The organism is Jannaschia sp. GRR-S6-38 (assembly GCF_029853695.1).
GTDB lineage: Bacteria > Pseudomonadota > Alphaproteobacteria > Rhodobacterales > Rhodobacteraceae > Jannaschia > Jannaschia ovalis.
Genome location: NZ_CP122537.1, coordinates 1,160,651 through 1,175,812, shown reverse-complemented (window position 1 = coordinate 1,175,812; position 15,162 = coordinate 1,160,651). Strand labels below are relative to the sequence as shown.

Below are 15,162 nucleotides of genomic sequence, written 5' to 3'. Positions count from 1 at the left end.
GGAGCGCCCTGCGGAGCCCGTGTCACGGCGGCTCAAACTTCGCCTCCGGGGTGTTGCGGGCCGCCGCGTGACAGGGCAAGGGTGCGAGCGCTAACGCCATCCTTCCGCAGGAGCGCTTCCATGAGACGCCATCGCAACGTCAAGATCGTCGCCACGCTCGGTCCCGCTTCCGACGACTACGACACGATCCGCGCGCTGTTCGAGGCCGGGGCGGACGTGTTCCGCCTCAACATGAGCCATGGCGGCCACGAGGATATCCGCGCCCGTCACAACACCATCCGCGACATCGAACGCGACACCGGCCGGCCGATCTGCATCCTGGCCGACCTGCAGGGCCCCAAGCTGCGCTGCGGCGTCTTCAAGGACGACGAGGCCGAGATCCTGGAAGGCCAGCCGTTCCGCTTCGATCTGGATGACGCGCCCGGCGACGCCACCCGCGTGCAGCTGCCCCATCGGGAGATCTTCGAGGCGCTCAAGCCCGGCGGCCACCTGCTGGTTAATGACGGCAAGCTGCGCCTGAAGGTCGATAGCTGCGGGCCCGATTTCGCCGATTGCACCGTGATCACCGGCGGCACGATCTCGAATCGCAAGGGCGTGAACGTGCCCGACGTGGTGCTGCCGCTCGCGGCGCTGTCGGCCAAGGACCGCAAGGACCTGGAATTCGTCTGCGAGCTGGGCGTCGACTGGCTGGCGCTCAGCTTCGTGCAGCGCGCCGCCGACGTGGCCGAGGCGCGGGCGCTGGCCAAGGGCCGCGCAGCGATCCTGTCGAAGATCGAAAAGCCCGCCGCGGTCGAGGCGTTCGACGAGATTCTCGCGGCCTCCGACGGCATCATGGTGGCGCGCGGTGACCTGGGCGTCGAATGCCCCGTCCAGGCGGTGCCGCCGATCCAGAAGCGTCTGATCCGCAAATGCCGCGCCGCCGCCAAGCCGGTGATCGTCGCCACGCAGATGCTCGAGTCGATGATCGACAGCCCGGTGCCGACCCGCGCCGAGGTCTCCGACGTGGCGCAGGCGATCTACGAGGGCACCGACGCGATCATGCTCTCGGCCGAATCCGCCGCCGGGTCCTATCCGGTGGAGGCGGTGACCACGATGAACGCCGTCGCCGAGGAGGTCGAGCGCGACCCCACCTATCGCGAGATCATCGAGGCCAGCCGCTCCTCCAAGCTCTCCTCCACCGCCGACGGCATCGTCGCTGCCGCCCGCGAGATCGCCGAGACGACCGACATCGCCGCGATCTGCGTCTTCTCGCATTCCGGCTCGACCGCGCTGAAGGTCAGCCGCGAGCGGCCGCGCGTCCCGATCGTCGCGCTCACGCCGATCACCGAGACGGCCCGGCGGATGGTCCTGTCCTGGGGCACCTATTGCGTGCTGACCCAGCCGGTCGAGCGCTTCAAGTTCGCCGTCGTCTCGGGGGTGCGCGCTGCCAAGGCCGGCGGCTTCGCCGAGCCCTCGGACCAGGTCGTCGTCATGGCGGGCATCCCTTTCGGCAAGTCGGGCACCACCAACATCCTGCGGGTCGCACCCTGCGACGAGCAGCTGATCTTCGGGCCCGAGGTCGACTGAGATGGAAGCGGCGGAGCGGCTCTTCTCCAGCCTCGCCGCATGGTGGGCGGAGGTCCCGCCGATCCCCGACCTGCCGCTGCCCCATCCGGGCGATGTCGACGTGCTGATCGTCGTCGCGACGGTCGTGCTCCTGCTGGGCGCGGCGGGGCTGGTCTCCGCCTGGGCCGATGGCCGCCGGTCGGCGATTTCGCTGGGGGCGGTGCTGGTGGGGGCGGCGCTGTTCTTCTGGGCCTGGGAGGTCGAGCGCACCGGCTTCGATCTCGCCCGGGTGCCGAATGCCTTCGTCGAGATGGTCGCCCGCGCGATCCGCTAGACGCGCGCGTGGGCCGTCAGGCCGCGTCGGTCGCGAAATTCAGGCTGATGCCGTTGATGCAATAGAGCATCTTGCGTTCGATCAGCAGGTGGTGGCCCAGGTGGGACGCGCAGCGGCGGCAATGCACCTCGATCGCCAGAAGGCTGTCGAGCAGGGCCTGCTCCTCCTCGGACAGCGTCTCGGCCCCGGGCATCTCGGGCGCGCGCATCGGCGTGCTGTCGCCGCCGCCCCGGCGGGCGAACTGATCGTAGACCGTCCGGTCGATGGAGGTCAGGACCGCATCCGTCTCGGCCAGGCGGAAGAACAGCCAGCCCTTGTCCAGCACGACCTTGTGGCGCGCGTCGAAGGCCGGAAGGTCGCAGCCCTTGCAGCAATAGATCCCGGCCTCGAGGCTGTCCCATCGGGGATCGGATCGGGGCGCCTCGGTCCCGCCCTCGCGCAGGACGAGGTATTCGTCCGCCGTGAGCATCGCGCGCCATTCGGCCTCGCTGCGCTGGATTTCGGGCGTGAACCGCGGGCCCGCCGCATCGCCCGTTGCGGCCTGCGCGCCGGTGCCGATCGCGGCAAGCGAGGCGGAGGCGGAGAGCGAGCCGAGGACGGATCGGCGGCTGAGGGAGAGATCGCGCATGGGGCACCTCCGGGTTGCCCCGTTTATCGCCGCTCCGGCGGTCGAAGACGAATGACATCTGCGCGACGGCGCCGTGTGGTCCGGCCCTTGCCATCCGCCCCCGCCGCCGCTAGACCGCGCGCTCGAAATACCCGCACGTCCGGCGATTGGGATGCCGAGTCGCGCGCGAAGAAGGAGACATGAAATGCCCAAGATGAAGACCAAGTCGAGCGCCAAGAAGCGCTTCAAGGTGTCGGCGACCGGAAAGGTCATCGGCGGTCAGGCTGGCAAGCGCCACGGCATGATCAAGCGCCACAAGAAGTTCATCCGCGACGCCCGCGGCACCACCGTCCTGTCCGCCCCTGACGCCAAGATCGTCAAGGGCTTCATGCCCTACGATCGCTGAGAAGGAGGCCTGAGAAATGTCCCGAGTCACTTCCGGCAAGGTCACGCACGCCCGCCACAAGAAGGTCCTGAAGGCCGCGAAAGGCTATTACGGCCGCCGCTCCAAGACCTTCCGCACCGCCACGCAGGCCGTCGACAAGGCCAACCAGTACGCCACGCGCGACCGCAAGAACCGCAAGCGCAGCTTCCGCGCGCTGTGGATCCAGCGGATCAACGCCGCCGTCCGCGCGCATGACGCCGAGATGACCTATTCGCGCTTCATCAACGCGCTGTCCAAGGCCGGGATCGAGGTCGACCGCAAGGTCCTCGCCGATCTCGCCGTGCACGAGCCCGAGGCCTTCGCCGCCATCGTCGAGCAGGCCAAGGCCGCCGCCTGAGCCGCGCACACGGAATGTTGAAAGGGCCGTCCCGCCGGGGCGGCCCTTTTTCGTGGGCGGCGGGCCGTGGGCGTTTAGGTCTGCGGGATTATCAAGGATAGGTCCCATGCGCATCGCCCTGCTTCTGCCCCTCCTCCTTTCCGCCTGCGTCGCCGCCAGCCCGCGCGAGGGCGCGATCCTCGCCATCGGCGACAGCGTCATGGCGTGGAACGGCTGGCAGGGCATTCCCGAGGTCACCGCCGCCGCGCTGGGGCGGCCGGTGACGGACCGGTCGCAATCGCTGGCCCGCATCTCGAACGGCAGCGGCGTGGCGGCGGCGCTGGGCTTCGACATCTCGCGGCAGTTCCGGGGCGGGGACTGGGACTGGGTCATCCTGACGGGCGGCGGCAACGATATCCGCGACGTCTGCGCCACGCCCGAAATCGGCGCGGCGCGGGACGCGCTGGTTGGTCCCGACCTGACGGGCGAGATCCCGCGGCTGATCGCCCGGATCCGCGCGACCGGCGCGAAGGTCGGCATCGTCGGCTATTACGACGGGGCCGAGGCCAGCCCGACCGGCTTCACCCCCTGCCAGCCGGAATTCACGATCATGAACGAGCGCTTCGCCCGGCTCGCGGCGGGCGATCCGGGGCTCGTGTTCCTCGACGCGGGCGAGGTGATCGATCCGGGCGACCGGACGCTCTACGCGCCGGATCTGGTGCATCCGAGCCCCTCGGGCTCCGCGCGGATCGGCCGGGCGCTCGCGGCGCGGATGCAGGCCGCCGAGGCGCGATAGGGCCGGCAAGATGATCGTCATCTCGCTTGTCGCAGCGCCCGCCGAGGGTCTGACACCGCCAACGCGCCCCCCTCACCGGCGGTTGCAGCAGCAGGCGGCGCAAGCTAGCTAGCCCCCGGACATTCCGGGGGCATCGATGGACGATCTGCGCGAGAAATATCTGGGCCGCATCCTGCAGGCCTCCGACGAGGCCGCGCTGGAAGCGGTGCGCCTGGAAGCGGTCGGCAAGAAGGGCGAGGTCGCGCTCAAGATGCGCGAGCTGGGCCGCATGACCCCCGAGGAGCGCCAGGCTGCCGGCCCCGCGCTCAATGCGCTCAAGGACGAGATCAATTCCGCCATCGCCGCGCGCCGCGCCTCGCTCGAGGATAGCGCGCTCGAGGCGCGGCTGGCCGCCGAATGGCTCGACGTGACGCTGCCGGTGCGCCCCCGCCGGCAGGGCACGATCCACCCCGTCAGCCAGGTCACCGAGGAGGTCACCGCGATCTTCGCCGATATGGGTTTCGCCGTGGCCGAGGGCCCGCAGATCGAGACCGACTGGTACAATTTCGACGCGCTCAACATCCCCGGCCACCACCCCGCCCGGGCCGAGATGGACACGTTCTACATGGCGCGGGCCGAGGGCGACAATCGCCCGCCCCACGTGCTGCGAACGCACACCTCGCCGGTGCAGATCCGCGCGATGGAGGCGCAGAACGCGCCCCTGCGCATCATCTGCCCGGGGCGCGTCTACCGCGCCGATTACGACCAGACCCACACGCCGATGTTCCACCAGGTCGAGGGGCTGGCGGTCGAGAAGGACATCTCGATGGCCAACCTGAAATGGTGCCTCGAGGAATTCTGCCGTGCTTTCTTCGAGGTGGACGGCATCGAGCTGCGCTTCCGCGCCTCGCATTTCCCCTTCACCGAACCCTCGGCCGAGGTCGATATCCGCTGTTCCTGGGAAGGCGGCACGCTGAAGCTCGGGGAAGGCGACGATTGGATGGAGATCCTCGGCTCCGGCATGGTGCATCCCAAGGTGCTGCGCGCCGGCGGGATCGACCCGGATCAGTGGCAGGGCTTTGCCTTCGGCATGGGCATCGACCGGATCGCGATGCTGAAATATGGCATCCCCGACCTGCGCGCCTTCTTCGACAGCGATCTGCGCTGGCTGAAGCATTACGGCTTCGGCGCGCTGCAGGCCCCCACGCGCCACGCGGGGTGAGGACCGGTCCGGCCCACGGGGCCGGCAAGCGCCCTTGTGGGGCGATTGAGGTCCGAACGGGCAGAGCCCCGGAGGAGGCGAGCCCGGAGATCGGTCCAGTGGACCGATCTCAGCGCCGAACGGGCGGAGCCCCGGCAGAGGCGCGCCCCGGCAGAGGCGCGTCATCCTGACCGATTGATGGCGCGGACGGACAGGCCACCTGATTGGTCATGTCGCGGACGCAATCGATCCTCATCTGGGCCATCCTGATCGCCATCGTCCTGGCCCATGTCGCGCTGTGGCGCTCGTCCATGCCGGCGGGCGCGAAACTGTCCTTCACGGTGCTCAATGCCGTGGGCTGGGCCATCGTCCTCGGGCCGATCTGGATCATTCCGCGCTGGCTCGACGCCATCCGCGCACGGAACGCCGAAGCCGATACCGGTCCGGCTGCCGAACCATCAGACCCCGATCAGCCGCCCAGCAACCGCGACAACAATTCCACATCGACATAGCCGTCGGGCACCAGCCCCTCGCGCGTCTGCCAGCGCTGGATGGCGTCCAGCGTGTCGGGGCCGATCTTCGCGTCGATCTTCAGCGGGTCGAACCCGGCGGCGCGCAGCCCCTCCTGCATCGCGATCCGCTCGTCGAAGCTCAGCGCTCGATCCTGCCGCGGCCACCCCCCGACAAGCGGCGGCCCGCCCGCCAGTCGGTCGGCCAGATGGCCCACGCCGATGACATAGGCATCGGCGGTGTTGTAGCTCTCCAGCGCGCGGAAATTGCCATAGGTCGCAAAGGCGGCGCCCTCGTGCCCCGCGGGCACCCGGATCGAGATCGGCCCCGCATCGGGCAGCGCCCCGCCGCCCGGGCGCGTCACGCCGAGCGCGGCCCATTCGGCGGCCGTCTTCTCGACGCGCTCGCCGGTCAGGCGATACTCGAACCCGTCCGGCAGGATCACCTCGACCCCCCAGGGCTGGCCCGGCGTCCAGCCATTGGCGCGCAGATAGGCCGCCGTCGATTCCAGCGCGTCGCGCGGGTCCGTCCCCCAGAGATTGCGCCGCCCGTCGCCGTCGAAATCCTGCGCGTGGTCGCGCCAGGATGTCGGCAGGAACTGCGTATGGCCCATCGCTCCCGCCCAGGATCCCAGCATCGCCGCCGGCGCGACCTCGCGCAGCTGCACGATGCGCAGCGCCTCGGTCAGCTGTTCCTCGAAAAAGGCGCCGCGGCGCGAGTCGGCGGCCAGCGTCGCCAGCGCCGCGAGGGTGGGAACGTTGCCGCGATAGGCGCCGTAGCTGCTCTCGACGCCCCAGATCGCGGTGACGATCTCGGCGGGGACGCCGTGCCGGTCCTCGATCCGCGCCAGCGCCTCGGCGTATCGCGCCATCGCGGCCCGCCCGTTGCGCACCCGCAGGTCGCTCACCGCGGTATCGAGGTAATCCCAGATCGTCTTGGTGAATTCCGACTGGTTGCGGTCCAGCCGGATGACCTCCGGCAGGTAGCGCAAGCCGGGCAGCGTCGCGTTGAGCGTGGCCGCGTCGATGCCCGCGTCCCGCGCCCGGGCGCGGTAGCCGTCGAGCCAGCGGTCGAGCCGCGCCTGGTCGGTGATCGCGGCGGCCGGGGTCGGGGCCAGTGGACGGTCCGCCGGGATCTCGGCGCGCGGCGCCGGGCGCGGCGAAAGGGGCGGGGCCTCGGCCCAAGCGGGCGTGGCGAGAAGGACGAGGATCAGGGCAAAACGCATGGACCGCAGCCTAGCGGCGCCGGGCCGGGGATCGCCAGTGCGCGCGGCGCCGCCTGAGGGATTTCCGCCAGCCGTGCGCATTCCGCCCGAATCCTACCGCTTCTTTCGCAACTTCCGCTTGCCCGCCTTCTTCGGCGCGCCCTTGCCCCGGCCCGGGCCGCGCGCGCCAGGCCGGCCGCCGCGTCCGCGGTTGGGCAGCGCCGCGCCATCCACCGACAAAAGCTCCAGCACCAGCCCGCCCGTCACCGGCGCCGCCTCGGCCAGCCGCACCGTCACCCGGGCGCCCAGCCCGATCTCGGTCCGCGTCTCGGTCCCGGTCAGCGTCTGCGCGTCGCGGTCGTAGCGGAAATATTCCGCCCCGAGCGAGCGCACCGGAATCAGCCCGTCCGCGCCGGTCTTGTCGAGGCGCACGAAGACCCCGAAGCTCTGCACCCCCGAAACGTGGCCGGCGAATTCCGCCCCCACCTTGTCGGCCAGGAAGGCCGCCAGGTAGCGGTCGTTCGTGTCCCGCTCGGCCACCATCGACCGCCGTTCCGCCTCGGAGATGACCTGACCCGTCGCCTCCAGGTTCTCGATATCCCAGGCGCTCAGCCCGTCGCTGCGCGGGTCCGGGCCCCAGTCATGCGCGGCGATCAGCGCGCGGTGGACGATTAGGTCGGAATAGCGCCGGATCGGCGAGGTGAAATGCGCATAGCTGCGCAGCGCCAGCCCGAAATGCCCGAAATTATGCGGCGCGTAATAGGCCTGCGTCATCGCGCGCAGCGTCGACATCGAGATCAGCTCCGACAGCTCGGTCTGCGCCGCCTCGTGCAGCAGCCGGTTCAGAGTCGCGGTCTTCAGGACCTGCCCCTTGGGCAGCGAAAACCCCGAGGCCTTGGCCGTCTCGCGCAAGCTCTCCAGCTTCTCCGCCGGCGGCTCCTCGTGGACGCGGTAGAGCAGCGGGCTCTTCTTCGCCTCCAGCGTCTCGGCGGCGGCGACATTGGCGGCGATCATGAACTCCTCGATCAGCCGGTGCGCATCCAGCCGCTCGCGGAAGGCGACCGAGGTGACGGTGCCGTCCTCGTCGATCTCGATCCGCCGCTCCGGCAGGTCCAGATCTAGCGGCTGGCGCCGTTCGCGCGCGTCCTTCAGCGCGCCGTAGGCGGCGTAGAGCGGCTTGATCACCTCCTCCAGCAGCGGTTCGGTCCGGTCGCTCGGCGCGCCGTCCATGGCGGCCTGCACCTCCTGGTAGGCGAGGCTCGCGCGCGAATGCATCAGCCCGCGGTGGAAGCGGTGGCCGCGCGCGTTGCCCTGCGCGTCGAAGACCATGCGCACCGCGACGCAGGCGCGCTCCACCCCTTCGTGCAGTGAGCACAGATCGCCCGACAGCGCCTCGGGCAGCATCGGCACGACGCGGTCGGGGAAATAGGTCGAGTTCCCGCGCAGCCGCGCCTCGCGGTCGAGCGCCGAGCCGGGCGTGACATAGGCCGCGACATCGGCAATCGCGACCCAGACCACGTGGCCGCCGGGGTTCTTCGGGTCGTCATCGGCCTGCGCGAAACAGGCGTCGTCGCGGTCGCGCGCATCCGACGGGTCGATGGTGATCAGCGGCAGCTCGCGCAGGTCGGTGCGCCCGCCCAGCTTGGGCGGCTGGGCCGCCTCGGCCTCGGCCACGGCCTCGTCGGGGAATTCGTCGCGCAGCCCGTGCTGGTGGATGGCGATCAGGCTGACCGCCTTCGCCGCGCCCGGATCGCCCAGCCGGGTGACGATCTTGGCCTTGGGCAGCCCCATGCGCCCGCGCCCGCCGGTCTGCTCGGCCTCGACCAGCTCGCCGTCGCGCGCCTCGCCCGTGTCCGCGGCCGAGACGCGCCATTCGCGGTCGGCGCCCTTGTCGATGGGCAGGATGCGCCCGCCCTCCGAGCCCACGCGGTAGATCCCCAGAAGCTTGCGCGGCCCGGTCCCGATGCGGCGGATCAGCCGGCCCTCGAACTCGTGGTCCTCGCCCGATACCTCGGTCAGCCGCGCCAGCACCCGGTCGCCCTCGGCCAGCGCGGGATCGCCCTCCTTGGGCATGAACAGGATGCGGGGCGCGTCGCCGTCGCCGCGCCACTCCGCGGGGGCGAGGAACAGGTCGCCGTCCCGGTCGGTCCCGGTGACCGTCAGCACCGAGACCGGCGGCAGGCGGTTCGGGTCATCATAGCTGCGCTTTCGCTTGGAAAGATGGCCCTCCTCCTCCAGCTCGCGCAGCACGCGCTTGAGGTCGATCCGCGCCGCGCCCTTGATCCCGAAGGCCTTGGCGATGTCGCGCTTGGAGGTGAGGGCGGGGTTGTCGACGATCCATTGCAGGATCTGCCCCTTGGTCGGAAGCTGGCTCATGGCGGGGCAGCTAGCACGCGTCGGGGGTGGGGTCGAACGCCGTTTGAGGGGTTATCCATGGATCGAGGTCACGCCCGGCGGCACGCCGGGCAGCCCCCGACCGCCCCCACGGGCGGGGGCTCTGCCCCCACCCTCGGCCGGGGGCTCATTTCATGTCGACAATCGACCCTTTGGCAGATGTCGCCGGCCCGTCACCCCCGCCGGATCACCGGCGCGAGCTTCGGGCGCTCCGCCACCTGGCCTTCGGCGAAATCGAAGGCGTCCAGCCGCTCGGCGCGCTTGCCCGCGCGTTCGGCGGCCACGGTCAGCCCTTCCACGTCGCGGCGGGCCTGGTCGAAATGCGTCTCCAGCTTGCCCGCCCGCTCGACGATCAGCTCCACGTCGCGATGCAGCGCGGCCAGCGCGCGGCGGATCTCGCCCGCCTGTTCGCGCATCCGGTGGTCCTTGAGGATCGCGCGCAGCGTGTTCAGCGTCGCCATGCATGTGGTGGGCGAGACGATCCAGACCCGCGCCGCGAAGGCCTCGCGCACGGCCTCGGGGTGGTTGGCGTGCAGCTCGGCATAGATCGCCTCCGACGGCAGGAACAGGCAGGCGCCCTCCGCCGTCTCGCCGGGCAGGATGTATTTCTCCGCGATGGCGCGCACATGGCTGCGGATCGCGGCGCGGAAGGCGGTGACGGCGCGCGGGTCCTTCGGGTCGGCCACCAGCGCCTCATAGCTTTCCAGCGGGAACTTCGCGTCGATGACCAGCGGCCCCGGCGGGTCGGGCATGTGGACCAGGCAATCGGCGCGCCGCCCGTTCGACAATTGCGCCTGCCAGGTGAAGCCGTCGGGCGGCAGGGCGCGGCCCACGATGTCGCGCAGCTGGATCTCGCCGAAGGCGCCGCGGGTCTGCTTGTTCGACAGGATGTCCTGCAGGCCCAGCACGTCGCCCGACAGCGCCTCGATCTTGGCCTGCGCCGCGTCGATCGTGGCCAGTCGGCGCTGCAGGTCGCCCAGCGCCGTCGCGGTCCGCGTCGCGCTGTCCTCCAGCCGCGCGCCGACCTGGGCCTCGCCCGCGCGCTGGGCCTCGCGCAGCGCGCCCAGCGCACCCGCCAGCTGCGCCTGGCCCGATCCCATGTCGCGCAGCCGCGCGGCCAGCAGCGCCAGCACGACCGCCAGCAGCAGGACGGCCGCCAGCCCCGCCGCGCCCGCGAGCACGAGCGGGTCGGACAGGTCCAGCGTCATGTTCGCCCGAACAGCCGTTCGATATCGGCGAGCTTGAGTTCGACGTAAGTGGGCCGGCCGTGGTTGCACTGGCCCGAATGCGGCGTCGCCTCCATCTCGCGCAGCAGCGCGTCCATCTCGGGCCCGGTCATGCGCCGCCCCGTGCGGACCGAGCCGTGGCAGGCCATCCGGCTCAGCACCGCGTCGAGCCGCGCCTGCAAGGCCAGCGGATCGGCGTCCTCGTTCTCCTCCAGCTCGTCCAGCAGCTCGCGCACCAGCGCCGCGGCCGAGCACTGGCCCAGAACCGCCGGCGTCTCGCGCACCGCGACGCAGCCCGGCCCGAAGGGCTCCAGCGCCAGCCCCAGTCGCGCGGTGTCGAGCGCCAGCAGCCGTTCGACCGCCTCCGCGCCGACCTCGACCACTTCGGGGATCAGCAGGGCCTGTGCGCGCACGCCGCCTCCGGCCGCCTGGCGCTTGAGCTTCTCGTAGACCAGCCGTTCATGCGCGGCATGGGCGTCGACCAGCACCATGCCGGTGGCGGTCTGCGCGACGATCCAGTTCTCGTGAAGCTGCGCGCGGGCGGCGCCCAGCGGCGCATCCGTGCGCGCCTCGACCGGCGGTTCAATCCGGGCCGAGGGCGCCTCGGCGAAGCCCGGCATCTGCGCGGCGTAGCCCGCCGCGCGCGCGGCCGGTCCAGGACGGTCCATTTGGTAGACGCGCGGCGCCGGGTCGGCCCCGTCCGGCCGCATCGCGCCGAGCGCGGCCCCCGCGACCGTGGTCGAGGCGCGGTGCCCCGCCTCGGCCAGCGCGTGGCGGAGGCCCGACACGATCAGCCCGCGCACCGCGCCCGCGTCGCGGAACCGCACCTCGGTCTTGGCGGGATGCACGTTCACATCCACCAGCACCGGGTCGCAGTCCAGAAACAGCGCCGCCACCGCGTGGCGGTCCTTCGACAGCACGTCCATATAGGCGCCGCGCAGCGCGCCGGTCAGCATCCGGTCGCGGACCGGGCGGCCGTTAACGAACAGATATTGATGCACCGCCGTGCCGCGCGAATAGGTCGGCAGCGCCGCCAGCCCGCCCAGCCGGACGCCCGCGCGCTCGGCGGCGATCTCCAGCGCGTTCTCGGGAAAGTCGCGGCCCAGCACTGCGGCCAGCCGCGCGGCCCGGTCGGCCGCGTCGGCGCGGAACAGCACCCGCTCGCCGCCATCCGAGACGTCGCGCAGCGTGACGGCCACCCCCGGCTCGGCCATCGCCAGCCGCCGGATCGCGTCGGTCACGGCCATCGTCTCGGCGCGTTCGGATCTGAGGAATTTCAGCCGCGCCGGCGTGGCGTGGAACAGGTCGCGCAGCTCGACCACGGTGCCCGCGCGCAAGGCGGCGGGGCGGGGCGGGTCGATGCGCCCGCCCGAGACATGGATCGAGGCCGCCTCGGCCGACCCCGCCGCACGGCTGGTGATCGTCAGCCGCCCCACCGCGCCGAGGCTGGGCAGCGCCTCGCCGCGAAAGCCGAAGCTGCGGATGTTCAGAAGATCGCTGCCGTCGATCTTGGAGGTGGCGTGCCGCGATAGCGCCAGCGGCAGGTCGGCGGCGGCGATTCCGTGCCCGTCATCGGTGACCCGGATCAGCGTGCGCCCGCCATCGGCAATCTCGATCGCGATCCGCCGCGCGCCGGCATCCAGCGCATTCTCGACCAGTTCCTTGACCGCCGAGGCCGGGCGCTCGACCACCTCGCCCGCGGCGATGCGGTTCACCGCACCCTCGTCCAGCTGACGGATACGCGGGATCATCTTGTGGTCGGCGGCGCCCATGCCGCAAGGGCTAGCATGGGGGCATGCGATTCGGAAACGGGGATCGGTGCGCGGGGCGCGCCCGGCGGGCGCGCGCCCCGCCGGGCTCAGAACCCGGTCGTCTCCAACCCCTCGGGCCGGCCCACCACCACGAAATGCAGCGCATCCGGCTGCAAGATCCGCGCCGCGACGCGGGCGATCTCGTCCTGCGTGACCGCCTCGATGCGATCGTTGCGTGTGGCGATGTAATCGATGGGCAGGCCCAGCGACTGCATCCCCACCAGGATGCCCGCGATCCGCGAATTGCCGTCGAAGCGCAGCGGATAGGCGCCCGTCAGATAGGTCTTGGCCTCGGCGAGCTCGGTCTCGGTCACACCCTCTGCGGCCATCCGCGCCCATTCCGCGCGCACGATCTCGACCGCCTGCGCGGCCTTGTCGTTGGAGGACGAGAACTGCCCCAGAAGCTGCGCCGCGTGGTCGCGCGCCGCCAGGTAGGTGCCGATGCCGTAGGTCAGCCCGCGCTTCTCACGGACTTCCTCCATCAGTCGGGCCTCGAAGCCCGCGCCGCCCAGGATGTGGTTCAGGATATAGGCCGCGAAGTAATCGGGATCGTCGAAGCCGATCCCCTCATGCCCGAAGATGACCGAACTCTGCGGCACCGGGAAATCGACCACGGTCACGCCGCCCTCGGCCATGTTCTCCGCCGGCCCCAACTCCGGTCCGCCGGTCTCGGGCAGGCCCGCCAGCAGATCGTCCAGCAGCGGCCCCAGCTCGGCGGCGGTGATGTCGCCGGTCACGCCCACGAAGAGCCGGTCGCGGGTCAGCGCGTTGCGATGCGCCGCGCGCAGGTCGTCGGGCGTCAGCGACGACACCGTCTCGACCGTGCCGTCCATGGGCGAGCCGTAGGGATGCTCGGGGAAGGACAGCGCGGCCAACGTCCGCGAGGCGATGGCGTCGGGATCGTTCGCATCCGCAGCAATATTGGCCAGAACCTGCTCGCGCACGCGGTCCACGTCGGCCTCGGCGAAGAGCGGCCGGGTCAACGCATCGCGCAGCAGCGACACCGCATCGGCGCGCGTCTCGGTCAGGAACTCCGCCCCGATCGACACCGCGTCGGCGCTGGCGTCAAAGCTGAACCGCGCGGCGATATCCTCGACCGCCTCGGCGAACTGACGGGCGTCGCGGTCGCCCGCGCCTTCTTCCAGCGTGGCGGTCATCAGGTTGGTCGCGCCGCGCTTGCCGGGCAGGTCGAGGCTGGCGCCGCCCTCGAAGCGCAGGTCGATGGCGACGAAGGGGATCGACGGCTCCTCAACCAGCCAGGCGGTGATGCCGCCGGGCGAGGTGACCTCCTGGATCTCGACGGCGGCCAGCGCCGGCAGGGGGGCCGCCAGGAAGGCGGCCAGGGTCAGCGGGCGAAGACAGCTCATTGCGTCACCTCGGTCTCTCCGGTCTCCGGTTCGGGCTGCTTGAGATAGCCGGTGACCGAAGTCTCGGGCACCAGCACCTCACGCGCCACGCGCAGCATGTCGGCCTCGGTCACGGCGGCCAGCGCATCGGGCCAGGCGGCAACGTCCTCGACCGTCAACCCGCTGGTCACCGCCACGCCGTATTCGCGCGCGCGGCCCTGCAGGCTGTCGCGGCCGTAGATTTCGGCGGCGCGGGCGGCGGTCTTGATCCGCTCCAGCTGCGCGTCGTCCACGCCCTGCTCCAGCAGGCGCGCGATCATGCGGTCCATGTCGGCCTCGGCCTCTTCCAGCGACCGGCCGGGCCGGGGCATGACCACCAGCCCGAAGGTCGTGTCGTCGAGCGAGGTGCCCGAGTAAAAGGCCGAGGTGTAGAGCGCCGTCCCCTCCTCCTGCTCCAGCACGCGGCCCAAGAGCGAGGTCTGCGACGACCCGCCCAGATATTGCGCCAGGATCGCCAGCGCGGCCGCGTCGCCCTGGTCGCCCGCGTCTCGCTCGGGCGCGAGATAGGTGCGGATCACGTAAGGATTGGCGACGCGCGCGTCCTCGAAGGTCAGGCGGCGGGGCGTCAGCTGCGGGGGCTCGGCGGGCCGTTCGCGCGGGGCCAGGTCCGGGGTGGGCGCCAGCGGCCCGTAATGCGCCTCGGCCAGGCGGCGCACCTCCTCGGCCTCGACATCGCCCGCCACGATCAGCGTGGCGTTGTTGGGCGCGTAGTAGCGGCGGTAGAAGTCCAGCGCGTCCTCGAGCGTCAGCTCTTCGACCTCGTGCTTCCAGCCGATGATCGGGCGGCCATAGGGGTGGTTGAGATATTGCGCGGCGTTGCGCATCTCGGAAAACAGCGCGCCGGGATTGCTGTCGGTGCGCTGCGCGCGCTCCTCCAGCACCACGTCGCGCTCGGTCAGCATATCCGCGCTGTCGAGCACGAGGTCGCGCATCCGGTCGGCCTCCATCTCCATCATCAGGCCCAGCCGGTCGGCGGCGACGCGCTGGAAATAGCCGGTGTAATCCGACGAGGTGAAGGCGTTGTCGGTGCCGCCCTGCGCGGCGACCACGCGGCTGAACTCGCCCGGCTCCAGCTCGTCGGTGCCCTTGAACATCAGGTGTTCGAGGAAATGCGCGATGCCCGACTTGCCCGGCGGCTCGTCCGCCGAGCCCACGTCGTACCAGACCATGTGCACGACGACCGGGGCGCGGTGATCCTCGATCACGATGGCGTCCATGCCATTGTCGAGCGTGAAGGTCGTGACGCCCGGCTCGGCGGCCCGCGCGGCGGCGGGCAGGGCGAGCGTCACGGCGAGGGCTGCGGACAGCAGATGTCTCAAGCGGAGTCCTCCGGGAAGAAAGCGGCTCGTCACAAGATGTGTCACCGGGCGCCCGCGTCCAAGCCGGGC

The 15,162-nt window shown here is 71.1% G+C and carries 14 protein-coding genes; 7 read left to right on the top strand and 7 right to left on the bottom strand.

What is annotated here, in order from left to right:
- The first annotated feature begins 120 nt into the window (after nucleotides 1-120).
- Both pyk and P8627_RS06075 read left to right on the top strand, forming a co-directional pair.
- Nucleotides 121-1,566 carry a pyruvate kinase gene (gene pyk / locus P8627_RS06080; RefSeq protein ID WP_279966801.1) on the top strand — a complete coding sequence of 482 codons (1,446 nt, stop codon included), beginning with the start codon at nucleotides 121-123 and terminating at the stop codon, nucleotides 1,564-1,566.
- 1 nt (nucleotide 1,567) lies between these two features.
- Nucleotides 1,568-1,879 carry a hypothetical protein gene (locus tag P8627_RS06075; protein WP_279966799.1) on the top strand — a complete coding sequence of 104 codons (312 nt, stop codon included), beginning with the start codon at nucleotides 1,568-1,570 and terminating at the stop codon, nucleotides 1,877-1,879.
- Nucleotides 1,880-1,895: 16 nt separating this feature from the next.
- Here the strand turns inward: P8627_RS06075 and P8627_RS06070 are convergent, their stop codons facing one another.
- Nucleotides 1,896-2,507 (bottom strand): peptide-methionine (R)-S-oxide reductase, encoded by a 612-nt coding sequence (locus tag P8627_RS06070; protein WP_279966797.1) that lies wholly within the window; start codon nucleotides 2,505-2,507, stop codon nucleotides 1,896-1,898.
- A 184-nt stretch (nucleotides 2,508-2,691) separates the two neighbouring features.
- On the opposite strand from P8627_RS06070, the gene rpmI reads away from it, so the two are divergent.
- The 5 genes from rpmI to P8627_RS06045 all read left to right on the top strand — a co-directional run bounded on the left by rpmI (nucleotide 2,692) and on the right by P8627_RS06045 (nucleotide 5,735).
- Nucleotides 2,692-2,892, top strand: coding sequence for a 50S ribosomal protein L35 (gene rpmI, locus P8627_RS06065; protein ID WP_279966795.1), 201 nt, complete (start codon nucleotides 2,692-2,694; stop codon nucleotides 2,890-2,892).
- A gap of 16 nt (nucleotides 2,893-2,908) precedes the next feature.
- Nucleotides 2,909-3,268 carry a 50S ribosomal protein L20 gene (gene rplT, locus P8627_RS06060; RefSeq protein ID WP_279966794.1) on the top strand — a complete coding sequence of 120 codons (360 nt, stop codon included), beginning with the start codon at nucleotides 2,909-2,911 and terminating at the stop codon, nucleotides 3,266-3,268.
- A 106-nt stretch (nucleotides 3,269-3,374) separates the two neighbouring features.
- Complete coding sequence (locus tag P8627_RS06055) at nucleotides 3,375-4,043, top strand: SGNH/GDSL hydrolase family protein (protein WP_279966792.1); 669 nt, start codon at nucleotides 3,375-3,377, stop codon at nucleotides 4,041-4,043.
- A gap of 136 nt (nucleotides 4,044-4,179) precedes the next feature.
- On the top strand, nucleotides 4,180-5,244 hold the full coding sequence (gene pheS / locus P8627_RS06050; RefSeq protein WP_279966790.1) for a phenylalanine--tRNA ligase subunit alpha: 1,065 nt from the start codon (nucleotides 4,180-4,182) through the stop codon (nucleotides 5,242-5,244).
- Between the two features lie 209 nt (nucleotides 5,245-5,453).
- Nucleotides 5,454-5,735 (top strand): hypothetical protein, encoded by a 282-nt coding sequence (locus P8627_RS06045; protein WP_279966789.1) that lies wholly within the window; start codon nucleotides 5,454-5,456, stop codon nucleotides 5,733-5,735.
- Here the strand turns inward: P8627_RS06045 and P8627_RS06040 are convergent.
- The 6 genes from P8627_RS06040 to P8627_RS06015 form a co-directional block, all read right to left on the bottom strand.
- Complete coding sequence (locus P8627_RS06040) at nucleotides 5,693-6,967, bottom strand: lytic murein transglycosylase (protein ID WP_407932977.1); 1,275 nt, start codon at nucleotides 6,965-6,967, stop codon at nucleotides 5,693-5,695. The two genes, P8627_RS06045 and P8627_RS06040, sit on opposite strands and share 43 nt — an antisense overlap.
- Before the next feature lie 84 nt (nucleotides 6,968-7,051).
- Nucleotides 7,052-9,313 carry a ribonuclease R gene (gene rnr / locus P8627_RS06035; protein WP_279966785.1) on the bottom strand — a complete coding sequence of 754 codons (2,262 nt, stop codon included), beginning with the start codon at nucleotides 9,311-9,313 and terminating at the stop codon, nucleotides 7,052-7,054.
- A 191-nt stretch (nucleotides 9,314-9,504) separates the two neighbouring features.
- A complete protein-coding gene (locus P8627_RS06030) occupies nucleotides 9,505-10,539 on the bottom strand; it encodes a DNA recombination protein RmuC (protein ID WP_279966783.1) in 1,035 nt (344 codons plus the stop codon).
- Nucleotides 10,536-12,308, bottom strand: coding sequence for a DNA mismatch repair endonuclease MutL (gene mutL, locus P8627_RS06025; RefSeq protein ID WP_279966782.1), 1,773 nt, complete (start codon nucleotides 12,306-12,308; stop codon nucleotides 10,536-10,538). Before mutL ends, P8627_RS06030 begins: the two co-directional genes overlap by 4 nt.
- A gap of 107 nt (nucleotides 12,309-12,415) precedes the next feature.
- On the bottom strand, nucleotides 12,416-13,735 hold the full coding sequence (locus P8627_RS06020) for a M16 family metallopeptidase (RefSeq protein WP_279966781.1): 1,320 nt from the start codon (nucleotides 13,733-13,735) through the stop codon (nucleotides 12,416-12,418).
- Nucleotides 13,732-15,093: a M16 family metallopeptidase gene (locus P8627_RS06015; protein ID WP_279966779.1), complete on the bottom strand. Its 1,362-nt coding sequence runs from the start codon at nucleotides 15,091-15,093 to the stop codon at nucleotides 13,732-13,734. The genes P8627_RS06020 and P8627_RS06015 overlap by 4 nt, the downstream gene beginning before the upstream one ends.
- Between the last annotated feature and the right edge of the window lie 69 nt (nucleotides 15,094-15,162).